The sequence below is a fragment of the Lentzea kentuckyensis genome (assembly GCF_002150765.1).
GTDB lineage: Bacteria > Actinomycetota > Actinomycetes > Mycobacteriales > Pseudonocardiaceae > Lentzea > Lentzea kentuckyensis.
Genome location: NZ_MUYM01000099.1, coordinates 1 through 21,744, shown reverse-complemented (window position 1 = coordinate 21,744; position 21,744 = coordinate 1). Strand labels below are relative to the sequence as shown.

The window sequence follows — 21,744 nt, the reverse complement described above, 5'->3', positions numbered from 1 at the left end:
TCCTTCTTAGCCGCGCCGGAAGCGCTCCGCCAAGGAATTGACCACATCCACGAGCTCGGTGTGGAGCCTTCGCACCACGTCGCCCGCCGGTTCGGCCGTCGCGAGCGGGTACGTGGTGCCCGCCCAGAGCGACATGACCTCCAGCTCACCGGTCGCGCGCACGGGCTTGGTCAGGTGGTGCACGTTCGGGTACGCGGCCGGCGCGTACGGGCTGTGCTCGATCAGGAACCGGTTCACGAGGCCTCGCGCGGGCCGTCCGCTGAACGCCCGCGTGAGCGCCGTCCTCCTGGCCCCTTCGGCGAGCGCTTCCCGGTGTGCCGCGGCCGTTCCGGCCTCCGGGCAGCCGAGGAACGCGGTGCCCAGCTGTGCCGCGACCGCCCCCGCCGCCAGCACGGCGGCGACGTCCGCCCCGCTCATCAGGCCGCCGGTCGCGATCACCGGCAGGTCGACGGCGCTGCGCACGAGCGTGAGCGCCGCCAGCGTCCCGTACAGCTCACCGCCGCCGGGCGAGATGCCGTCGTCGGTGAACGTGCCGCGGTGCGCTCCGGCGTCCGCCCCCTGCACGCACAGGACGTCCGCGCCGATCTGCTGTGCCTGCCGCGCCTCGCTCGGTGTGGTGACCGTCACGACGATCGTGGTACCGGTCGCCTTGAGCCGCTGCACGTCGTCCGCGTCGGGCAGTCCGAACGTGAACGACACCACCGGCACCCGCAGGGCCAGCACCAGTTCGAGCTTCGCCGCGTAGTTGTCGTCGTCCCAGCGCGGTTCACCCGGCACCGCGCCGATCTTGGACGCATAGGCCTTGACGCGATCCACGTACGACGAGATGTCCGCGGTCGGCCGCGTGCCGGGCACGAACAGGTTGACCCCGAACGGCTTGCTGGTGAGCTGGCTCGTCTGGGTGATCTTCTCCGCGAGCTGCTCGACGGTGATGTAGCCGGCCGCCAGGAACCCGAACCCGCCCGCGTCGCTCACCGCGGCGACCAGTTCGGGAGTGGAGGCGCCACCTGCCATGGGCGCCGCGATCACGGGCACGGCGAGCGTGTGGAACATGAGGACAACCTAGTTGGACCGGGCCTCGGATGCCCGCCGAAGTTCGTGTGTCCTTGATGACGCAAGGAACACCGGGGTTGCTCCGATCAGCTCACGTCGTTGATCCAGTCGGCGAACGGCCACGTCGGCGCCACGTCCACAGTGGACGCGGCGCCGACGGGTCCATCATCTAAGCACCTGGCCGAAAGTGGTATCCGAACCCTCTGGCCTCGCTGGGTGCCCACAGTGTCCTGCAAGTACCACCAACTCTTGATCGAATCGCCGTCAACTACACCCGATCTCGTCGCCGCCTGTCGAGCCGCTGCGGTGTTCTCAGAGGGAAGCGACCCCTGTTGGGTGTAGAAACACGCCTGTTGATGTTGAGTTGGTGGTACTTGCAGACGCCATGAGAGCCCAAGGCAGAGCACCAGACGAGTAACGGACACAACTTCCGGCAGCCTGCTTAGGGCAGGGAGTCCAGATGAGGGGCCACGGTGTTGGCGAACTGCCAGTTGTTCGAGGCGTCCCAGTTGATCGACCACGTCATGGCGCCGCGGATGGACGGCCACGTCGTGCTGGGCTTGAACGTGCCGCAGCTGGTGCCGCGGGCCAGGCAGCTGAGCGCGTTGTTGACGTTGGACGGCGACTGGTAGCCACCGCCGGCGCCCGACGGTGACGCGGGCAGGCCGAGGCCGACCTGGTCGGGCCGCAGGCCGCTCTGCAGCTGGATGCACGCGAGCGCGGTCAGGAAGTTGACCGTGCCCTGGCTGTAGACCTGCTGGTCGCAGCCGAGCATCGAGCCGGAGTTGTAGTACTGCATGTTGACGATGGTCAGGATGTCCTTGATCGCCAACGCCAGCTTGAAGTACTCGGCGCCGGTGTTCTGCATGTCGATCGTCTGCGGCGCCATGGTGATGACGGTGCCGCCACCGGCGTGGATGCCGCGCAGCGCCTGAGCCATGTAGGTGGCGTTGACGCCGTTCTCCAGGTCGATGTCCACGCCGTTGAAGCCGTAGTTGGTGATCAGCGACTTGACGCTGTTGGCGAAGTTGTTCGCCGAGTTGGAGTCGTTGACGCTGATGGTGCCGTTCTGGCCGCCGACGCTGATGATCACCTTCTGGCCGCGGTTCTGCAGGGTCCTGACGTCGGCCTTGAACTGCGCGTCGGTGTAGCCGCCGAGCTGGCCACTGAGTCCCGAGTCGAGGTGGAACGCGACCTGACCCGGCGTGCCCGTCGCGTCGGCGAACGAGACCGCCACGATGTCGTAAGTGGTGGGAACGTCCGACAGCCGCAGAGCGCGCGCACCGTTGTAGAAGTTCTGCCAGTAGCCCGTCAGCACGTGCTTGGGCAGACCGGTGTTCGGCGGGTTGCTGGTCGTGGTGGTGGTCGTGGTGGTTGTCGTAGTAGTGGTGGAGGTCGTCGTGCTCGTGGTCGTCGGCGGCGTGCCGGGACCGTCGAGGTTGACGTCGTCCGCGAAGTAGGCGGGCTGGCCGTACCAGCCGTGCAGGTAGATGGTCACGCTGGTGGCGCTGCCGCTGGTGAAGTCGACGGTGAGCTGCGTGAAGCTGCTCGCGTTCGGCGTCCAGGTGCTCTTCTCCACGCCGCCGGTGACACCGAGGTAGACGTAGCTGCCCTGCACCCACGCGGACAACTTGTAAGCCGTGTTCGGTTGCACCGTCACGGTTTGCTGGCAACGCGCGTTGCTCTGACCGGCGGGCGCACCCTGCAGCGCGTAGTTGCCGGTGCGCTTGGTGTTCGTGGTGGCGCTGGTGCCCTCGGTGCAGGTCCAGCCGCTCAGGTTGCCGGCCTCGAAACCGCTGTTGGCCGCGAGGTTCGCGGCGACGGCGCTGCCGTTGATCACCAACACCAGACCGGCACAGGCGACAAGCGCGGACAGCAGCGCCAACGCTGCTCGTCTGGTCTTGGACATGGTCCACCTCCACACATCATGCGGCGGCCATGTTGTGAGTGGACTAAAAATGGACTAGACCACTGCTGCTGGTCAAGCATTGCGCAGGTCATCGGATGTATTACGCTGAGCCGCACGCCGCCTTGTTGCCTAGGAGTGACATGCGCGTATTGGCTGTTCTGGCTCTACTGCTGGGTTTGGTGACGCCAGCAGATGCCTCGCCCGACTGGGTGGCGTCGTGGGGTTCCGCCATGCAGACACCCGTGACATCGGAGGTCAGCGAGACCTCCTACACCGTCCGGAACATCGTCCGGCTGACCGTGGGCGGCTCGACGGTCCGCGTGCGGCTGTCGAACGTCTTCAGCTCCGGCGACCTGACCGCGAGCAAGGTGTCCGTGGCACCGGCCGGAACCGGCGCCGCGCTTCAGGACAAGGCCCGCCGGGTGACCTTCCGCGGCCGTGAGTCCGTCGTCGTACCTCGCGGCGGTGAGGTGTTGTCCGACCCCGTGGCGTTGCGGACGTTCGCCGACTCTTCGTTGACCGTCTCGATCTGGGCCTCGGCGGCGCCTTCCGTCGCGACGTATCACCGCAGCGCGTTGTCCACCAACTACGTGGCGCCCGGCGACCACGCCTTCGACTGGGACGGCACGGCTTTCACGCAGAAGGTCGGCTCCTGGTACTACCTGTCCGAGGTCTCGGTGGCCTCCGGCGTGCGCGGTTCGGTCGTCGCACTGGGCGACTCGATCACCGACGGCTCCGGCTCGACCGGCGGCGCGAACCGGCGGTGGACCGACGTGCTGGCGTCCCGGACCGCCTACGGCGTGGTCAACTCCGGCATCTCCGGCAACCAGCTTCTTCGTGACGGAACCTATGGCGTGTCCGGGATTTCACGCACACCCCGCGACGTACTGGCACGCGCCGGCGTGCGGACGTTGATCGTGCTGGAGGGCATCAACGACATCAAGGCCAAGCCCGACGCGACGTTCGAGGAGCTGCGCGACGGCTACCTCCGCGTGATTTCGCTGGCGCACTCAAAGCACGTGCGCGTGCTCGGCGGCACCATCACGCCGATGGGCGGCTACGCCAACTACACCGACGCGCGCGAGGCGGTGCGTTCCGCCGTGAACACGTGGATCCGCACGTCCGGCGCGTTCGACGGCGTGGTCGACTTCGACGCCGCCGTCCGGGACCCGGCGCGTCCGACCTGGCTGCGCGACGAGTTCGCCAGGCCGGACCGCCTGCACCTGACCGACGCGGGCTATTCGGCCATGGGCCAGGCGGTGGACCTCTCGCTCCTTTAACTTGATGCGCGTGTTCACCCTCGAAGACGCCATCGCGCTCGCCACCTCCGCCCACGACGGCCAGGTCGACAAGTCAGGCCGGCCGTACATCGGACATCCGCTGCGGGTGATGGCCTCGGTGACGGGTGAACACGCGCAGATGGCCGCCGTCCTGCACGACGTCATCGAGGACACCGCGGTGACCGCTCATGATCTGCTCGCCCGCGGCTGCCCCACCGTCGTGGTCGACGCCGTCGTCGCGCTGTCACATCTGCCCGGCGAACCGCAGGACGTCTATCTGCGCCGGGTGGCCGCGAACCCGTTGGCACTCTCCGTGAAGCGCGCCGACATCGCCGACAACCTCTCACCGGCCCGCATCGCCCGCCTCGACGCCGCCCTGCAGGAGCGTCTGCAGACCAAGTACGCGAACGCCCTGAGGTTGCTCGACGAGTTCGTGAGTTAACTAACCTTCTTCATCGGTACAGGTCGCTTGAACAGGGTGTATTATCGAAACGTAACCGAGATTGGAAGGACAAGATGACCCGCCACGACCTGTCCGTGAAGTCCCTGCGCACGAGCCTGGCCTCCCGCCGTGACGCTCGTCTACAGCGCCGGAGCCTGGAGCGGCAGTTGGCCAGCTACACCACCGAGAGCGACCGGCTCGAGCTGGACGCCATCCTCTCCCGCCACAGCGCCGAGGAGACGGGCGAGCTCCGCTCGATCATCAACCGCCAGGCGATGGACCGCTTGATCCGCGCCTGACGAAGTCACCCCTGGGCCACCCCGGCAACGTTGCCGCGGGTGGCCTTCATGTTTCTCGATCTGGCAGCGTTTCCGGGCCCGGCAACCGTGAACGGGCGTCCGCGGGTGCCCCCTGCGGCACGACGGCGATAACGTCCGGCCATGCGTCGAATCCTTGCCACCGCGTTGGCCGCGCTCGCCATGGTGTCAGTGCCCGCGGCGAAGGCCGACCGGGTGGTCACGGACTACCAGGACCCGCTCCAGGCGATCCCCGCGGTGAGCCGGCCACCGACGAAGTCCTGCACGGTCACGGCGATGCGGCACACGTTCGCGAACTCCTACGGTCAGCCGTTCGTGGGCACACTCGCGCCACCGCCGGAGTGTGCCGGGCCGTGGACGAAGGTCGTGCTGGACTGGACGGGGCGCAGCAAGGGGCGTCAGTTCGACCGGCTCGCCGGGTTGTGGATCGGCGGGGCGGAAGTGTTGCGGACGTCGACGCCGGAGCCGGATCCGTCGGGCATCGTGTGGCACTTCGACCGGGACATCACCGCTTTCGCGCCACTGCTGACCAAGGCGCAGCCATTCGTGGTTGATCTCGGGAACGTCGTCAACGACACCTACACGGGGTTGTTCGACATCGAGGTGACGGTCACCTACTACCAGGCGACGAAGAAGTACCCGGCGCCCAGGCAGGCCGACGTCGTGCTGCCCCTGTCCGCTGACGCCACCAAGCCCGGCTGGCAGTTCCTCAAGGACGGCAAGAACTTCACGAAGCAGCTCACCGTTCCGCCCAACACCGCGAAGCTGACCGCCGAGATCTACGCGCGGGGTGGCGGCTGCGAGGAGTTCTGGTGGTCGAACGTGCCGAGCGACCTCGCCGCCAGGTTCCCGGACGCCGGACTGTGCGGTGGCGGAACGTATCGCGAGGTCGAGGTGCGCGTCGACGGGCGGTCCGCCGGCGTGGTCGCCCCGTACTCGGTGATCTACACCGGCGGGGTGGCACCGATGCTGTGGCGGCCGATCTCGGCCGTCGACGCCATCGACACGCTGCCGTACACGATCGACCTGAGCCCGTTCATCGGAACGTTGACCGACGGGAAGGCGCACACGATCGACCTGGTGCCGCCGCGCGGGATCGTCGACGACTGGACGCTGGGCGGAAACCTCTTCGCCACCACGGATCCGCACGTGCAGCGGGTGACCGGAACGCTGACCGGCACCGACGTTCCCGCTGCCGAGGTCAGGACTTCCACGACCGGTACCGAGCTGGACGTGACGATCAAGACGCAGGTGCGGCGGGCCTGGCGGACCAGTGGCGTGATCAGGACGTCTCACGGCACGCAGCAGGTCTTCTCCCAAGGCGCCTGGACGTTCGACAACACGACGTCGCTCGCGGAGAAGGCCACCAAGCAGAAGACCGACCAGAAGGTGACCGGCGCGTACTCGTCGAAGGGCAGGTACGACGGGTTCGACTTCCCGCTCAACGTCGACGTCACCCAGAACATCGTGGACGACAACAACTACCGCATCGACGCGAAAGTCCACATGGGACGTCGCTTGTGGACGGTCGGCGACGGCGCGAAGTTCAGCGACGACACCCTCGACACCCAGGGCGGTTTCGGGCGGACCAACGGGGTGCTCTCCTACGCGGACGGGTCGTCCAGCGAACGCTGGCGCGGCACGGTGGACGGCCGTTTCCGCCAGCGCACGCTGAAGACCGAGCACGGATACGTGGTCTGAGCCGCAGTCAGTAGAGACGCTTGACGGTCAGGACGTTGTCCTTGCGCGACTCCTCCTGACCGTCCGGCCCCACCAGAGGCCGTTCCACCACCTCGTCGGTGATGATGATCCAGTTGTCCCTGAGCCCGAGGTGGTCCAGCACGTCCTTGGTCGTCGGGAAGTAGTAGTGCTGGTGCTCGGACCACGACGGCGCCCCCGCGTGCCCGCCGACGATCAGGTACCCGCCGGGAGCCACCGCCTCCGACGCCCGCCGCAGGATGCTGTTGCGCTCCCCGTCCTCCTCCACCGGCGAGTGCAGGAACTGAGCACTGACCAGGTCGTACAACCCTTCGGGGAACGTGACCTTGAGGTCGTGCCGTTCCACCGAGATCTCGACGCCGGCCTCGAACGCGTGCTTCAACGCCCGATCCAGCGCCACCTGTGACACGTCGACGCCCAGCACGCGCCAGCCCCGCTTGGCCAACCACACGGCGTCGCCACCCTCGGCACACCCGATGTCCAGCGCGCTGCCGGGCGTGAGCCGCTCGGCCTCCCGAACCAGCAGCGGGTTCGGCTTCCCGGACCAGACCTGGTCCCGCTCCGAGTAGAAGGTCTCCCAGAACTCCTGCGCAGTCGTCATGATTCAACGGTGCGCCAGGCCGTGCGAATTCGGCAACCTACGTTGCCAATCCAGCAACGCCCGGACCCGGCAGCAGGTCGACGTCACCGGCTCGCATCGGCTCGCCGCAGTGGTCACAACGCAGCTCGACGTCCGCGATCTCCCCGCACGCGTGGTGCCGGTACAGCACGGGCGGCCCGGCCTCGCCCGCGAGCCACCGGTCGCCCCAGCCCTTCATGACCATGAGCAGGTCGACGAGTTCGGCGCCTTTCCGCGTCAGCACGTACTCGTACCGCGGCCGCCGGTCGTAGGGGCGGCGCTCCAGCACCCCCTGCTCTACGAGGTGGTGCAGCCGCTCGGTCAGCACCTTGCGCGAGATCCCGAGATCGGCCTGGAGCTGCTCGAACCGGCTCATCCCGACCCACACGTCCCGCAGGATCAGCGGCGACCAGGGCTCCCCGATCACATCGAGCGTGCGCGCGATCGAGCAGGCCATCCCACTGAAGCTCGTGCGTTGCATGACAGCACTCTAGCAAATCGGGGTTCCCTTAAGGAACTCATCTCTGCTACGGTTCGCAGCGTCTCTTAAAGGAACCCAGAAAGGAGTCACCGCGATGAGCAAGGTCCTGAGCGCCCACTCGGTCTCGGTCGACGGCTTCATCACCGGCCGCAACCCGCGCGCCGGCCACGGTCTCGGCGACGGCGGCATGCTCTTCGACTGGTACTTCGACGGCGACACCCCGAGCCGGGTGTTCGACGGCTTCAAGCTGAGCGAGGCCAGCGCGCCGGTGTTCGACTTCCACGCCGGCCGGGTGGGCGCGATCGTCGCCGGCCACAACACCTACGAGGACTCCGACCGGTTCGGCGGCGGCAGCCCGCACCCGGCCGCTCGCCTGGTCCTGCTCAGCCACGAACCGGTGGAGGTCAGCGAACGCCAGACGCTCGCGACGACCATCGAGGACGCGATCGCCCAGGCACGCGAGCTCGCGGCCGGCAAGGACGTCGGCGTGATGGGCGGTGGCGCGGTGACGGCGGCGCTCAAGGCAGGGTTGGTCGACGAGATCGTGCTGCACCAGGTGCCGATCCTGCTGGGCGGCGGCCGCCCGTTCTTCCAGGAACTGCCGGAGCACGTCCAGCTGAACCTCGTCGACGTCGTCCCCGCGCCGGGCGTCACGCACCTGCGTTACGAGGTGCAGCGATGAACCCGGACGTCCGCGAGGTGCTCGACGGCACCCCGATCGCCCACCTGGCCACCCTGTTGCCCGACGGCGCACCGCACTCCGTTCCGCTCTGGATCGCCACGCACGGCGACCACATCGCGATCCTCACCGGACCGGGTTCGCGGAAAGCGCGCAACCTGCGCCGCGACCCGCGGGTGGCGATCTCGCTGACGCCGCCGGACAACCCGTTCCAGCCGATCATCCTGCGCGGCCGGGTCGTCGAGTGGGTCGAGGGCGAGCCGGCCTGGGAGATCGTGGACCGGATCGCGATGAAGTACATCGGCCGGCCGTATTCACGCGACGAGGAACGGGTCGTGGCGCTGATCGAACTGAGGGCGTAGCGGACTCAGAACAGGGTCGCGGGCTCGACCGGCTCGGGCTCGGGCAGTGCGTCAAGGCTGGGCACGAGCGTGCGCACGTCGTCGTGGAACCGGCGGGCGAGCGCGGGCGCGTCGTGGTTGTCGGGGGTGTGCACGAACACCGTCGGCGACCGGCCCTCCCGCAGCCAGCCGGCGACCACCTCGGTCCACGGCCGCCACCCCTCGACCGTGGCATCGACCGAGTCCCGGCCCAGGTAGCGGACGATCGGCTGGCCGGTCAGCGCCCGCGTCCGCCGCGGCAACCGCGGTTTCCTGTCCCAGGCCTCCTGCTCGGCCTCACTGGTCGGCGGGCTCTGGAAGAAGACCGTGGTGTCGAACGGCACCCACTCGGTGTCCGCACCGGCGAGCGCCCCCTCCAGCAGCGACGTCGCGCCGACGTCGGTGAAGAACCCGGGGTGACGCACCTCCACGGCACGCGGGAGGCCGGCGGGCAGCCTGCGCAGGAAGCGGCTCAGGGCGTCGACCTCCGTCGGGCCGAACGAGCCGGGCAACTGGGTCCACAGGACCGCGCGGTCGCCGAGAGGTTCGATCGCGTCCAGGAACGCGCGCATCGGCACCTCGACGCCGGCCAGCCGGCGCTCGTGCGTGACGACCTTGGGCAGCTTCACCACGAACCGGAAGCCGGGGTCGGTCTGCCGCGCCCAGGTCTCGACGGTCTTGCGGGCGGGCGTCGCGTAGAACGTGGTGTTGCCCTCGACGGCGTTGCACCAGCCCGCGTATGCCCGCAGTCGCTCTCCGGTGGGAAGCGACTGCGGCAGGTACCGCCCGAGCCACGCCTTGTGGTTCCACATCGCGCAGCCGACCTGAAGACGTGCCACCGCGCCTACTTCTTGCCCTTCGGCTCCTCGGTGGACAGCGCGGCGACGAAGGCCTCCTGCGGCACCTCGACCCGGCCGACCATCTTCATGCGCTTCTTGCCTTCCTTCTGCTTCTCCAGCAGCTTGCGCTTACGGGTGATGTCACCGCCGTAGCACTTGGCGAGCACGTCCTTGCGGATCGCGCGGATCGTCTCGCGGGCGATCACCCGAGCGCCGATCGCGGCCTGGATCGGCACCTCGAACTGCTGCCGCGGGATCAGCTCGCGCAGCTTGGTGGCCATCCGCGTGCCGTAGGCGTACGCGTAGTCCTTGTGCACGATCGCGCTGAACGCGTCGACGGCCTCGCCCTGCAGCAGGATGTCGACCTTGACCAGGTCCGCCATCATCTCGCCCGACTCCTCGTAGTCGAGGGAGGCGTAGCCACGCGTGCGGGACTTCAGCGAGTCGAAGAAGTCGAAGATGATCTCACCGAGAGGCATCGTGTAGCGCAGCTCGACGCGGTCCTCGGACAGGTAGTCCATGCCGCCGAGCTGCCCGCGCTTGGTCTGGCAGAGCTCCATGATCGCGCCGATGTAGTCGGACGGGGCGATGATGGTGCACTTGGTGACCGGCTCGTACACCTCGGCGCGCTTGCCCTCCGGCCAGTCGGACGGGTTCGTCACGACGATCTCGGAGCCGTCCTCCATGACCACGCGGTAGACGACGTTCGGGGCCGTGGAGATGAGGTCGAGACCGTACTCGCGCTCCAGGCGGTCACGCGTGATCTCCAGGTGCAGCAGGCCGAGGAAGCCGCAGCGGAAACCGAAGCCGAGTGCGGCGGAGGTCTCCGGTTCGAACGTCAGCGCGGCGTCGTTGAGCTGGAGCTTGTCCAACGCCTCGCGGAGCTCCGGGTAGTCGGAGCCGTCGACCGGGTACAGGCCCGAGTAGACCATCGGACGCGGCTCGCGGTAGCCGGCGAGCGGTTCGGAGGCGCCCTTCTTCTCGGACGTCACCGTGTCGCCGACCTTGGACTGGCGGACGTCCTTCACGCCGGTGATCAGGTAGCCCACCTCGCCGACACCGAGGCCGCGGGACGGCTTCGGCTCTGGCGAGACGATGCCGACCTCGAGGATCTCGTGGGTGGCGCCCGTCGACATCATCTTGATGCGCTCGCGCGGCGTGATCTTGCCGTCGACGACCCTGATGTACGTCACGACGCCGCGGTAGGTGTCGTAGACCGAGTCGAAGATCATGGCGCGCGCCGGGGCGTCCGCCTCGCCGACCGGGGCCGGGACCTTCTTCACGACCTCGTTCAGCAGCTCACCGACGCCGAGACCGGTCTTCGCCGAGACGCGCAGCACCTCCTCCGGCTCACAACCGGTGATGTGCGCGATCTCCTTGGCGTACTTGTCCGGATCCGCCGCGGGCAGGTCGATCTTGTTCAGCACCGGGATGATGGTGAGGTCGTTCTCCATCGCCAGGTACAGGTTCGCGAGCGTCTGCGCCTCGATGCCCTGCGCGGCGTCCACCAGCAGCACGGCGCCCTCACAGGCCTCCAGCGCGCGGGACACCTCGTAGGTGAAGTCGACGTGACCAGGCGTGTCGATCATGTGCAGGACGTGGTCCTGCCCGTCGACCTGCCACGGCAGACGCACGTTCTGCGCCTTGATGGTGATACCGCGCTCACGCTCGATATCCATGCGATCGAGGTACTGAGCGCGCATCGCCCGCGCCTCGACCACGCCGGTGATCTGCAGCATCCGGTCGGCCAGCGTGGACTTTCCGTGGTCGATGTGCGCGATGATGCAGAAGTTCCGGATGAGCTCCGGCGGCGTGAAGGTCGTGTCGGCGAACGTGGTCAAGGTGGTCCTCAGCAGGAAATCGGACGGGTGTCCCCTTATGGTCCCATAGCGGCCGGCGTGCCCTGCACCACTGGCTGGTAGCGACCCGCCAGAGCCAGGAGCCGGACCGTCGCCCGGGCTCCCCGTTGCGCCGGCCCGGCCGCCCGGAAATCACTCCGATGGCTGAATGAATTGAGAAATCATATCGATCTGCCGGGGCTTTCGACTCTGTGCGCGTAATGCCCTCCCGCAATAAAGTTCACCGGCCCGCACCAGGGGAACAATCGCGGGCAGGGGAGGTCGTGTGATGCCGCGCGAAAACGTTCTGGTCGACCAAGTCAGCGAGTTGGCGATCGCGGCAGCCGCGGAAACGCGATATCACGCCGTGGTGTTCGCCGGCGGCAGCAGTGCCCGGCTGGATCTCGAGGATTCCCGGGCGACCGGCTGGCTGGCCGCCCTGGAGGAGATGCGCGCGGCCGGGCTGAGCGCCTACGTGGAGGTGGATCCCGGCACCGGAGTGATCGTCGAGCTGTTGTGCCCGCTCCCGGTCGTGGTCGGTGAGCTGCGGGAAAGCGACGACGGGGTCGACGTCGAGCTGGTCGTCTCGCAGGCTCGGCACCGGCTGTCGCGCGGCAACCCGGAGTTCGACGAGTTGCTGGCGGCGCTGCGCCGGGCACGCGAGAGCCAGGAACCGGTGCTCGTCACGGAAACCCTCGACGCGCACGAGATCATCGACGTCCGGTCCGACCCAAAAGTGCGCACGGAAAGCGTGACAACCGGTGAAAGCGAAGTTCTCGGCACACCGGTGACGCTGGCCAAGGCGAACGAGATGTTCACCCTCGTCAACAATCGCACGGCGTGTTCCGCGAACCCGGTCGCGCCGGGAATTCCCTTCACCTATCCCGACGACGGGTGTTGGGGGCGGGCGCACGAGATGTGCCGGTTGATGATCGGCGCCGGGGTGCAGCCGGACAAGGTGTGGATCTACGGCAGCCTGCACGTCGTCAGCTTCAACAAGCCCGGCTGCAACGTGTACTGGGGCTGGCACGTGGCACCGACGCTCACGCTCACGACCGGCGAGACGTACGTGGTCGACCCGGCGCTCTTCCCGAACCCGGTGCCGCGGGCGACGTGGGCCTCGGTGCAGGGCGACCCCTCGGCCAGCCTGGTGCCGACCGGCGCGGACGTGTTCCACCGGTCGTCCGGCGGCGGGCTGACGTTCGACCCGACGTACAGCCAGACGAACTCGGTGCTCGCGACCTACCGCACCCAGCTGCAGCTCAGGGCGGCCGGTCCGAGCGGGCCGCCGCCGTACTCCGAGTGCCTGACCCGGCCTGCGGGCACGCAGTGGTTCGGCACCATCGCGGGCAACTCGAGCCAGCGGTGGTTCACCTTCGGCTGGCCGGCCGGCTGGCACATGGTGTGGACGATCATGCCGACGCTGATCTGTCCGGGCACGCCGACGCTCTCGTGGTCGGTCGCGGCCGAACGGGCCAACTCCACCCAGGCCACCTACTGGATCACCGTGACCAACTCCAGCCCGCACACGGTCCGCTTCGAGGGCCGCTACGACGTTCTCAGCACCTGATCAGGGGGCCGCCATGTGGACCGGAACGCAGTTCAGCGCAAGCCTCGCACCCAACACCTCGCACCGGTGGTTCACCTGGGGATGGCCAGTGGCGTGGCACGTCGTCTGGTACGTCATGCCCACGTCCGCGGTGTCCGGGGCACCGCAACTGGACTGGGACGTCGCCGTCGAGCGGGCGAGCTCGACCCAGTGCACGTACTGGATCACGGTCAAGAACCTGACCGGCGCCACGGTCACCTTCGACAGCCGGTTCGCGGTCCTTTCCTGACTACGCAAGGGGAACCAACGTGCGCATCGTGATCGAGCTCGACGACACCGAGCGGGACGTCGTGATCAGGGTCAGCCGGGAGGGCGAGGTGGCCGTGACGCGGACGGCCGAACCCGCCGCGATCGCCGCGGGCCCGGCCGCCGCCGCACCTGCCGCACTGGCCGAGGACGGCGGCACGACCGACGCCGGCCCCGCCCCAGAACTGAACGCCCCGGAACACAACGACGGATGACCTGCTCGTCTAAGGTGCGTTCGTGCTGACGAACGGTGAGGACCCCCGCCCGGCGAAGGGCGCGGTCCGCGAGGTTTTCGACGCGGCGCAGGCCGCCAAGCTCGACTACTCCCCCACCCTGGACGGCGACGCCGACCCCGGTGAGGTCGTCTGGGCCTGGGTGCCGTTCGAGGAGGACGCCTCCCGCGGCAAGGACCGCCCGCTGCTCGTCGTGGGACACGCGAACGGCGACCTCGTGGCGCTGATGCTCTCCTCGAAGGAGCCGCGCGACGACTACCTGGAACTGGGCGCCGGCGCCTGGGACCGCGAGGGCCGGCCGTCCTACCTGCGGCTCGACCGCGTGTTCGTGCTGGACTCGGACGACGACATCCGGCGCGAGGGCGCCGTGCTGGCTCCGGCCGCGTTCGGCCAGGTCGTGGACGCTCTGCGCGACCGTCACGGCTGGCGCTGACCGAACGCACGCCACGCGGGTGCGCTGAACATCAGCGTGCCCGCGTCGGCGTTCTGGGAGTCACGAACCAGCACACGCTGTAGCTGTTCTTACGCTACGTGCGGTCCCGGACGCCGATTGTCCTCTCGCGGTCGGCCGACGTACTCCGCCAGCTTGCTCCGCGATTGTCCCGCATCCAATGCGACCTGAGCGAGGCGCTTGAAGAGCAGCCGGATCCGCGCGATCGCTCCCGGACCCTGCACGTACAGCTTCACAAGGTCGGTCTCGCCGAAGGCAACGGGCAGCGACTTCTCGTACTCCCACAACACACAGGCCGGCGAAGGCGCGATGACGCCGGCGGGCACGATCCTGATGTTGTCCGCCTCGAACAGAAGCCGGGCGTACTGATCCTCCATGATCGCGTCGTCCCCGGCTTTTTGCTGCAGCGCCAGTTCATGGATGTAGAACAAGCATGTTGGCCGTTTGGGTCGCCGGAGGATCGACTGGCGTTGCATGCGAGCCTCGACAGCTCGCGGAATCCGTTCCTCCGCAACGAACCCGCCCAGCCGGTAGAACGCATCGGCGTACTCTTCCGTCTGCATCAAACCCGGCACCGAGCTCGGTGCGCAACTGGTGAGCGTCTTGGCCGTGGACTCGGCGAACGCCAGCGTCCGCAGGTCGCCCGACACCTGCAGGATGTACTCCTCGAAGGCGTTCTTGTAGCGGCGTTTGAAGTCCTCGAAGAAGTCGATGTCCTTGTCGCACGCGGTCAAGAACTGCACCAGGTCGATCTCGCTGGCGCGGGCCTTGCCCTTCTCGATGTTGGTCACCTTGCTCGGATGCCAACCCAGCCGCACAGCCATCTTGGCGCCGCCCAGGTCGGTGCAGGTCTCCCGAATTCGACGCAGCTCGTCTCCCAAAGACCTGCTGCATGCCGTCGATGTGATCACGGTCATACCTCGACGCTAGGTGTTGCCCCTGGGCCAAGCCAGCTGCTCATTCGGGTGAAAACGGCCTACGCGAGGCGGGTGATGTCGACCGTCACCTCCAGCGCGGTCGCCGCTCCACCCGAGTAGATCCCCTTCAACGGCGCCACATCCGCGTAGTCACGGCCCAACGCGACCCACACGTGCCGTGGCCCGACAGGCATCGCGTTCGTGGGGTCGTACCCCCACCACCCGCCGGTCCATGCCTCGATCCACGCGTGCGACTCGCCGCGCACCGTCTCTCGCGGCGCACCGTCCTTCTTCGTGTGCAGGTATCCGGACACATAGCGCGCCGGAATCCCCATACCCCGCAACAACACCAACGACAGATGCGCGAAGTCCTGGCAGACGCCCTTGCGTTCCTGCCATGCGTCCACAGCCGAGCTGTGCACGCCCGTCGATCCCGGCTGGTACTTGAGCTGCTCCCACACCCACTGCGAGGCGGCCAACACCGCGTCCGAGGGCGAGTTGCCCTTCTTCAGCTCACGCGCCTTGGCCAGCAACTCACGGTTGCGCGGCGTATAACGCGTGGGCTCCAAGAACTCCGTGTAGCGGTCCACGAGGTTCTCCTCGCGCATGTCCGCCCACGTGCCCGTGGTGACGGGTTCGATCTCCGAGCTCGTCTCGACGACCGACGACGCGACCACCTTCAGTTCCGTGTGCGGTGCATGCAGGTCGAACGACGTGACCTCCGTGCCCCAGTAATCCGTGTACCGATAAGCACGCGTAGCCGGACTGGTCTCAACGCGCGAGACGACCACGTTCTGCCGTCGGTCACCACGCGGAGTCAGTCGCGCCTCGTTGTACGACTGCACAACCGGCGCCTCATACACATAACCCGTCGTGTGCACCACACGTACACGCCAGCTCATAGGTCAGCCCACCTCGGTGTTCGTCCAGGCGACCCACGGCGCCACGTGGAAGTACTGCTGTGACACGGCCTCACCGACGTCACGGACCGTTTTCTGCAGTGCCGCAAGACGTTTGGGCAAGTCGTCGAGCAAGTCGTGCGGCCGGAGAAACTCCAACTCACTACGCGCCTTGCCCAGCAATCGCAGCGCCTCCGCCCGCGCCCCGACCCGCACCGACGGCTGGTTCTCCAGCTGTTCCAAACACGACTCGGCCTGCCTCAGCGCGTGGAACACCGAACGCGGGAACAGCCTGTCCAGCAACAAGAACTGCACCACCCGCGACGCGTCCAACGCACCTCGGTAGGTCCGCAGGTAGGTGTCGTGCGCGCCGGCCGACCGCAACACCGTCACCCACCCAGGAGACGAAGCCCGGTCGCCAACACGCGCCAACAGCAACCGCACGATCATGTCGACGCGCTCAACCGACCGCCCCAGCACCAGGAACCGCCACCCGTCGTCCCGCGACATCGTGGAGTCCGCCAGCCCTGCGAACATCGCCGCCCGCTCCTCGACGAAGCTGAAGAACGCGTGAGGCCCCATCGTGCGCGCGTAGGTCTGCCGTTCGGCGACGGCGTTCCACATCGCGTTGAGGCACTCCCACATTTCGGTCGACACGACCTCGCGCGCACCCCGCGTGTTCTCGCGCGCGCTGTTGACCGAGCTGACGATCGAACTGGGGTTTTCCTTGTTGTACGCCACCAGTTCCGTCAACGCCCACACGTCGAACTGCTCAGCTCCGACCGGCGGCTTGATCCCCAGAACCGTCAGCAGTTGCCGTGACGTGGCGTCCGGATCAACCGTGGCGTCCTCCAACAGTTGATGGACCGAAACGTCCAGGATGCGCGCCGTGTCGTCCGCCCGTTCGACGTAACGGCCGATCCAGTACAGCGACTCCGCGTTGCGTGCCAGCATTTCGCGCGCCTCCTTACTGCTGCTGTTGCTGTTGCTGGGCCGTCGTCAGTTCCGGCCCCTGCTCGGCCGCCGTCGACTCCATTTCGGACGTTCCGGCCAGCCCGGGCTCCGCCAGCTCCCGCTCCACAGTGGACGACTTGGCCGCCAGCACCCACGTGTCCTTCGACCCGCCGCCCTGCGACGAGTTGACGATCAAACTGCCCTCCGGCAACGCAACCCGCGTCAGCCCACCCGGCAGCACGAAGATGAAGTTCCCGTCGTTCACCGCGAACGGCCGCAGGTCGACGTGCCGCGGAGCCAGCTTGTCCCCGACCTTCGTGGGCACGGTCGACAGCTGCACCACCGGCTGCGCGATCCACCCGCGCGGGTTGTTCTTGATCTGCTTCCGCAGCGAGTTCAGCTCCTTCGGCGACGCGTACGGCCCGAACACGATCCCGTACCCACCAGACCCCTCGACGGGTTTCACCACGAGCTCGTCGAGGGTGTCGAGCACGTGCTCCCGCTCGTCCTGCAACCAGCAGCGGAACGTGTCGACGTTGGGCAACAACGGCTTCTCGCCGAGGTAGTACTGCACGATCTCGGGCATGTACGTGTAGACGAGCTTGTCGTCCGCCACCCCGTTGCCCACCGCGTTGGCCACAACCACGTTGCCCGCCCGCGCCGCGTTCAGCAGCCCCGCGATGCCCAGCACCGAGTCCGGCCGGAAATGCACCGGATCCAGGAAGTCGTCGTCGATGCGCCGATAGATGACGTCGACCTGCCGCTCTCCCTCGGTGGTCCTGAGGTACACGAAGTTGTCGCGACAGAACAGGTCCCGCCCCTCGACCAACTCCACCCCCATCTGCCTCGCCAGCAACGAGTGCTCGAAGTAGGCGGAGTTCGCCAAGCCAGGCGTCAGCACCACAACGTTCGGGTCCGCTGCGTTGGGCGCGGCGGCGTTGCGGAGTGATCTGAGCAGGTGCACCGCGTAGTCGCCCACCGCGCGCACGCGATGCCGCGCGAACAGGTCCGGGAACACCCGCGCCATCGTCCGGCGGTTCTCCATGACGTAGGAGACACCACTCGGGCACCGCAGATTGTCCTCGAGCACCCGGAACGTGCCCTGCTCGTCCCGCACGAGGTCGACGCCCGCGACGTGGATGCGCACCCCGTTGGGCGGGTTGATGCCGGCCGCCTCCCGGTGGAAGTGCTCGCATGACGTAATGAGACGCCGGGGCAACACTCCATCCCGGACGATCTGCGCGTCGCCGTAGATGTCCGCGAGGAACATCTCCATCGCCCTGACCCGCTGCACGATGCCCCGCTCCAGCTTCGACCACTCACTCGCCGTGATGATGCGCGGGATGAGGTCGAGCGGGAACGGCCGCTCCTGGCCGCTGAGACTGAACGTGATGCCTTGGTCGACGAACGCCCTGCCGAGCGCTTCACTCCGCGCATTCAGCTCGTTGACCTGCGACGGAGCCACCGACTCGTACAGCGCGCGATAGGCCGATCGCACACCGTTGTCGGTGGAGAACATCTCGTCGTAGGCGCCGGCGTGCGGGCGTTGGGGATTGAGATAGCCGTTGAACAGCTCACCGAGCCTCGGCGTGGTGACCGTGCGGCTGCGGCGCAGTCCTGAGGTGCGGGCTCGGCGTTCCATGGTCCACATCTTCACCCTGTTCAGGGCGATTTCGCACTAGTCCGACCGAACAAGAAACCTGTCGGAAACGAAACTCGGTACTTTTCCAGGCGTGAGCTCAGCCGAACCGTTGGACCGCACGCCCCGGATGACGCTGGAACGGGTCATCGAGCTCGGCAATCCGATCATCGCTCTCGCCGCTAGCACGAATCAGTTGATCAGGATCACCCTCCTGGACCACGTGCCTGTGACGGTGCACGCGGAGACCGGAGAGCCCTACGAAGGCACCGATCACATCCTCTTCAAGGCCGGGTTCACCGGCACCGAACCGCTGGGCTTGGGTGTCGTGAACGTCCAGGCGCTCGGCGGCCACCTCGTCGTCCAGGACGTCAAGATCCAAAGCGAGATGGAGGTGATCGAAGCCCACAAGACCCCGATCACGGCGCTCGGTCTTTGTCTCTCACCAGGTGAACCGCTGGTCATCACGGCAAGCGAGGGCGGCAACCTGCGGTTGTGGAACCCGTACTCCCACCGGCAGCGGCGCGTGGGCGTGCAGCAGAGTCCCACCAGAGCGTTGCTGAGTTACCTGGGACAGGACAAGCGACCGCGGATCGCATCCGGCGGCCCGGACGGCACGCTGTACATCTGGGATCCGCAACTGCCCGAGGTCCCGCTCACCGGGCCGGTCGCCACCCGCGGTTTCAGCGACCGTGTGGCCGCACAGGACCTGCTCGACCGCGCCTCGCTCGTCTCCGCCCTCGCCGAGGTGCTCACACCGGACGCGGGCGGCCCGACCGTGATCACGATTGAAGGCGCGTGGGGCTCCGGCAAGAGCACGGTGCTGGAGTTCGTGCGAGCCAGCTTTCCGGTGCAGGTCGCCGAAGTGGCGCGGAAGCGGCGTCTGACCGTGTTCGGCGCAGACCGGATTCTGTACCGACCGCCCGCGCGCAGGTTCTCCCACCCGCGACCAACGACCACGCTGGTCGCAGAGTTCAACCCGTGGCGGCACCAGTCGAGCGAACAGGTGTGGGCGGGTCTCGCGCGTTCCGTGGCCGATGCCGCGCAGGACGCGATCATGCCGGACCAGAACACCAGGGAACGGTACTGGTTCGCCAACAACGCCCGCCGCATCGACCGCCGGCACCTGCAACGTCAGTTGTGGAAACGGATCTACTCACCGCTGCTGTCGTTCGCCGGACTGGGTTTCGCCCTGTCGGTGCTGGGCGCGCTGACGAAGCAGAACATCGGCTGGGCGTGGTGGGCGACAGCAGGGGTCGCCGGGCTCGGTCTGCTGCACACAGCGCGGCGGTACTTCTTCGGGAGGGCGTCGGCGTTCCTGCCGGGTGAGCTGTTCTCGGGACCGGTCGCCAGCAACGCCTTGTCCGGCCCCATCACGGACCCGTTGATCCGCGATCCGTACTACCAGGCGAAGTCCGGCTACCTGTACCTCGTGCAACACGACGTCAAGGCGCTGCTGGAGGACCTAGCCGAACACAGCTACCAGGTCGTGCTGCTGATCGACGACCTCGACCGCTGCACGCCACGCACGACGGCGCAGGTGTTCGAGGCGATCAACGTGTTCCTGTCGGACGACTTCCCCGCGGCTCGCTTCGTGCTGGGACTGGACAGTTCGGTCGTGGCCTCGCACGTCGACCATGCCTACAAGGAGCTCGCGGACGCGAACGTGGTGGCACATCCCGACGATCCCAGTCCAGGGTGGACGTTCCTCCGGAAACTGGTGCAGTTGCCGGTGCGGCTGCCGCGCACGACGGAGAACACCGTCGACGTGGTGCTGACCGCACACCTCGGGGAGGTCCACCGGGAAGAGGGGGTCGAACCTCCACAGTTCAAGAGCACCAAGGACATCTTCGACAAGTGGGTGAACGCCGTGGCGGCCAACGCCGTGGATCTCGCCGACGAGAAGGTTGTGGAGATCGAGCGCCATGCCGAGGTCCGCGAACGTCTGCGACGCCGCCTGAGCGCCCAGCCGGAGCACTCGGTCCGCGAGCAGAAGCGTCTGCTCAACGTGTGGCAGTTCTACCTGCGGGTGCTCGGTCTGACCGACGTGGAGCAGGCGTGTCACCTGGTCGCCGTCGCCGAGACCGCGGTGAGGTGGCCGGCCTACATGCACCGGCTGCGCGGTGGGTGGCAGGACCTGGCCGCCGCGGTCGGCGACGACGTCCGGTGGGGCGCGACGATCGCCAGGCTCGGGTTCGCCTACTCCGATCGCAAGGCTGCGGCGAACCTGCGCGAACTGTTGCGCGACTGCGATGCGCAAGCGGTTGCGGGGTTGGCGAACAGGTTGTTCTAGAGGCGGACCTTCAGCACCGTGCCGGAGGCCTGGGTGACGAACATCGTGTGCGTACCCGGCAGGAAACGGGCTGCCGTCGGGTTCTTCAGGCCGTTGAGCAGCACGCAGTGGGCACCGGTCCAGGGGTCGACCTTGATGATCTCGCCGCTGGTGTAGGTCGTGACGTAGAGCTTGCCGTCGGGGCCTACGGCCAAGTCGTCGAGGCCCTTGTCGGGGGCGCCGAGTTCGATGCGCGTCTGGCGGTTGCCGGTGATGCGGACAATGGCGGACCTCGGGTCGATGACGATGTTGGTGAAGACGGTGTTGCCGATGGTGACGATGCCGTTGGGGTAGGCGATGTCGAGGTGGCGGACCAGGGAGCCGCGGCGGTCGAACTCGTAGACGCCGGTGAAGGGATCGGAGACGTAGAGGTGGCCGCGGGCGTCGAACTCGGCGCCGTTGGCGGAGCTCAGGGTGTCGCCGCCGATCCACACCTCGGGCTTCGGGGTCAGGCGGACGACACCGGACGGCTGGGGCCGGGTTTCCGGGCTGTCGTTGCCGAAGTTGACGTAGAGGTGGCCGTCCGGGCCCTTGCGGATGGCGCCGGGCGCCCGGAGATCGATCGACTGCAGGAAGGTGCCGTCCAGGCGGTACTGCTCGACGGCGTTGCCGGTCAGGTTCGAGAGCCAGATGGTGCCGCGGTCGAACTCCAGGTTCTCGTACCAGGTGGCGGCGGTGTGGAAGGTGGTGACGGTCGGCTGGGGACAGCGGACCGGTGTGGCGTTGGCGGGTGCGGCGGTCAGGGACGACACGAAACACAGCAGTATGAGGATCCTCATACGCTCGACGCTAGGGGCTGGAGCCGGCGAAGCGCATCGGTTTTTCCACCCAGAACGTGAAAAAGCCCTGCGGGGAGCGCATGAAGCGCTCAACCCGCAGGGCCAAATTAAGTTCGGCGGCGACCTACT

General features: G+C 67.5%; 23 protein-coding genes. 11 read left to right on the top strand and 12 right to left on the bottom strand.

Annotation, left to right across the window (positions count from 1 at the left end):
• Positions 1–6: 6 nt before the first annotated feature.
• Complete coding sequence (locus B0F77_RS37045; RefSeq protein ID WP_086667707.1) at positions 7–1,053, bottom strand: nitronate monooxygenase; 1,047 nt, start codon at positions 1,051–1,053, stop codon at positions 7–9.
• Between the two features lie 442 nt (positions 1,054–1,495).
• The gene (locus B0F77_RS37040; protein WP_086667706.1) at positions 1,496–2,962 is read right to left on the bottom strand and encodes a chitinase; all 1,467 of its coding nucleotides are present in this window, start codon (positions 2,960–2,962) and stop codon (positions 1,496–1,498) included.
• Between the two features lie 230 nt (positions 2,963–3,192).
• Here B0F77_RS37040 and B0F77_RS37035 point away from each other — a divergent pair, with 230 nt between their 5' ends.
• The 4 genes from B0F77_RS37035 (at position 3,193) to B0F77_RS37020 (ending at position 6,702) form a co-directional block, all read left to right on the top strand.
• Positions 3,193–4,242 (top strand): SGNH/GDSL hydrolase family protein, encoded by a 1,050-nt coding sequence (locus B0F77_RS37035; RefSeq protein WP_211294219.1) that lies wholly within the window; start codon positions 3,193–3,195, stop codon positions 4,240–4,242.
• Between the two features lie 10 nt (positions 4,243–4,252).
• Complete coding sequence (locus tag B0F77_RS37030; protein ID WP_245849142.1) at positions 4,253–4,684, top strand: HD domain-containing protein; 432 nt, start codon at positions 4,253–4,255, stop codon at positions 4,682–4,684.
• Positions 4,685–4,758: 74 nt separating this feature from the next.
• A complete protein-coding gene (locus B0F77_RS37025) occupies positions 4,759–4,983 on the top strand; it encodes a hypothetical protein (protein ID WP_086667704.1) in 225 nt (74 codons plus the stop codon).
• Positions 4,984–5,124: 141 nt separating this feature from the next.
• Entirely contained in the window at positions 5,125–6,702 is a 1,578-nt protein-coding gene (locus tag B0F77_RS37020; protein WP_086667703.1) for a peptide-N4-asparagine amidase, read from the top strand.
• Positions 6,703–6,709: 7 nt separating this feature from the next.
• On the opposite strand, the gene B0F77_RS37015 is transcribed toward B0F77_RS37020, so the two are convergent.
• Positions 6,710–7,321 (bottom strand): class I SAM-dependent methyltransferase, encoded by a 612-nt coding sequence (locus B0F77_RS37015; RefSeq protein WP_086667702.1) that lies wholly within the window; start codon positions 7,319–7,321, stop codon positions 6,710–6,712.
• 37 nt (positions 7,322–7,358) lie between these two features.
• Positions 7,359–7,820 (bottom strand): winged helix-turn-helix transcriptional regulator, encoded by a 462-nt coding sequence (locus B0F77_RS37010; protein ID WP_086667701.1) that lies wholly within the window; start codon positions 7,818–7,820, stop codon positions 7,359–7,361.
• Positions 7,821–7,914: 94 nt separating this feature from the next.
• On the opposite strand from B0F77_RS37010, the gene B0F77_RS37005 reads away from it, so the two are divergent.
• Together B0F77_RS37005 and B0F77_RS37000 are read left to right on the top strand one after the other, a co-directional pair.
• On the top strand, positions 7,915–8,502 hold the full coding sequence (locus tag B0F77_RS37005) for a dihydrofolate reductase family protein (RefSeq protein ID WP_086667700.1): 588 nt from the start codon (positions 7,915–7,917) through the stop codon (positions 8,500–8,502).
• Positions 8,499–8,861 carry a PPOX class F420-dependent oxidoreductase gene (locus tag B0F77_RS37000; protein ID WP_086667699.1) on the top strand — a complete coding sequence of 121 codons (363 nt, stop codon included), beginning with the start codon at positions 8,499–8,501 and terminating at the stop codon, positions 8,859–8,861. The genes B0F77_RS37005 and B0F77_RS37000 overlap by 4 nt, the downstream gene beginning before the upstream one ends.
• A 5-nt stretch (positions 8,862–8,866) precedes the next feature.
• Here the strand turns inward: B0F77_RS37000 and B0F77_RS36995 are convergent, their stop codons facing one another.
• Positions 8,867–9,691, bottom strand: coding sequence for a DUF72 domain-containing protein (locus B0F77_RS36995; RefSeq protein WP_086667748.1), 825 nt, complete (start codon positions 9,689–9,691; stop codon positions 8,867–8,869).
• A 32-nt stretch (positions 9,692–9,723) separates the two neighbouring features.
• Positions 9,724–11,559 carry a translation elongation factor 4 gene (lepA, locus tag B0F77_RS36990; protein ID WP_086667698.1) on the bottom strand — a complete coding sequence of 612 codons (1,836 nt, stop codon included), beginning with the start codon at positions 11,557–11,559 and terminating at the stop codon, positions 9,724–9,726.
• Positions 11,560–11,845: 286 nt separating this feature from the next.
• On the opposite strand from lepA, the gene B0F77_RS48220 reads away from it, so the two are divergent.
• From B0F77_RS48220 to B0F77_RS36970, 4 genes are read left to right on the top strand one after another with little or no spacing between them, the layout of a single operon-like run.
• A complete protein-coding gene (locus B0F77_RS48220) occupies positions 11,846–13,126 on the top strand; it encodes a protein-glutamine glutaminase family protein (protein ID WP_158102925.1) in 1,281 nt (426 codons plus the stop codon).
• Positions 13,127–13,139: 13 nt separating this feature from the next.
• Positions 13,140–13,394, top strand: coding sequence for a hypothetical protein (locus B0F77_RS36980; protein WP_086667697.1), 255 nt, complete (start codon positions 13,140–13,142; stop codon positions 13,392–13,394).
• A gap of 19 nt (positions 13,395–13,413) precedes the next feature.
• On the top strand, positions 13,414–13,626 hold the full coding sequence (locus B0F77_RS36975; protein ID WP_086667696.1) for a hypothetical protein: 213 nt from the start codon (positions 13,414–13,416) through the stop codon (positions 13,624–13,626).
• A 22-nt stretch (positions 13,627–13,648) separates the two neighbouring features.
• Complete coding sequence (locus B0F77_RS36970; protein WP_086667695.1) at positions 13,649–14,077, top strand: type II toxin-antitoxin system PemK/MazF family toxin; 429 nt, start codon at positions 13,649–13,651, stop codon at positions 14,075–14,077.
• Here the strand turns inward: B0F77_RS36970 and B0F77_RS50990 are convergent.
• The 5 genes from B0F77_RS50990 to B0F77_RS36945 are packed head-to-tail and all read right to left on the bottom strand — an operon-like array spanning position 14,062 to position 18,507.
• Positions 14,062–14,151 carry a DUF397 domain-containing protein gene (locus B0F77_RS50990; protein ID WP_086667694.1) on the bottom strand — a complete coding sequence of 30 codons (90 nt, stop codon included), beginning with the start codon at positions 14,149–14,151 and terminating at the stop codon, positions 14,062–14,064. The two genes, B0F77_RS36970 and B0F77_RS50990, sit on opposite strands and share 16 nt — an antisense overlap.
• 15 nt (positions 14,152–14,166) lie before the next feature.
• Positions 14,167–15,012, bottom strand: a complete 846-nt coding sequence (locus tag B0F77_RS36960; RefSeq protein ID WP_086667693.1) for a helix-turn-helix domain-containing protein — start codon at positions 15,010–15,012, stop codon at positions 14,167–14,169.
• A 59-nt stretch (positions 15,013–15,071) separates the two neighbouring features.
• Positions 15,072–15,914: a transglutaminase family protein gene (locus tag B0F77_RS36955; protein WP_086667692.1), complete on the bottom strand. Its 843-nt coding sequence runs from the start codon at positions 15,912–15,914 to the stop codon at positions 15,072–15,074.
• A gap of 3 nt (positions 15,915–15,917) precedes the next feature.
• Positions 15,918–16,865, bottom strand: coding sequence for an alpha-E domain-containing protein (locus tag B0F77_RS36950; RefSeq protein ID WP_086667691.1), 948 nt, complete (start codon positions 16,863–16,865; stop codon positions 15,918–15,920).
• A 13-nt stretch (positions 16,866–16,878) separates the two neighbouring features.
• Positions 16,879–18,507 (bottom strand): circularly permuted type 2 ATP-grasp protein, encoded by a 1,629-nt coding sequence (locus tag B0F77_RS36945; RefSeq protein WP_245849141.1) that lies wholly within the window; start codon positions 18,505–18,507, stop codon positions 16,879–16,881.
• Positions 18,508–18,598: 91 nt separating this feature from the next.
• Here B0F77_RS36945 and B0F77_RS36940 point away from each other — a divergent pair, with 91 nt between their 5' ends.
• On the top strand, positions 18,599–20,797 hold the full coding sequence (locus B0F77_RS36940) for a P-loop NTPase fold protein (protein ID WP_086667690.1): 2,199 nt from the start codon (positions 18,599–18,601) through the stop codon (positions 20,795–20,797).
• Here the strand turns inward: B0F77_RS36940 and B0F77_RS36935 are convergent.
• Positions 20,794–21,615 (bottom strand): SMP-30/gluconolactonase/LRE family protein, encoded by an 822-nt coding sequence (locus B0F77_RS36935; protein ID WP_086667689.1) that lies wholly within the window; start codon positions 21,613–21,615, stop codon positions 20,794–20,796. The genes B0F77_RS36940 and B0F77_RS36935 overlap by 4 nt on opposite strands.
• Positions 21,616–21,744 lie beyond the last annotated feature (129 nt).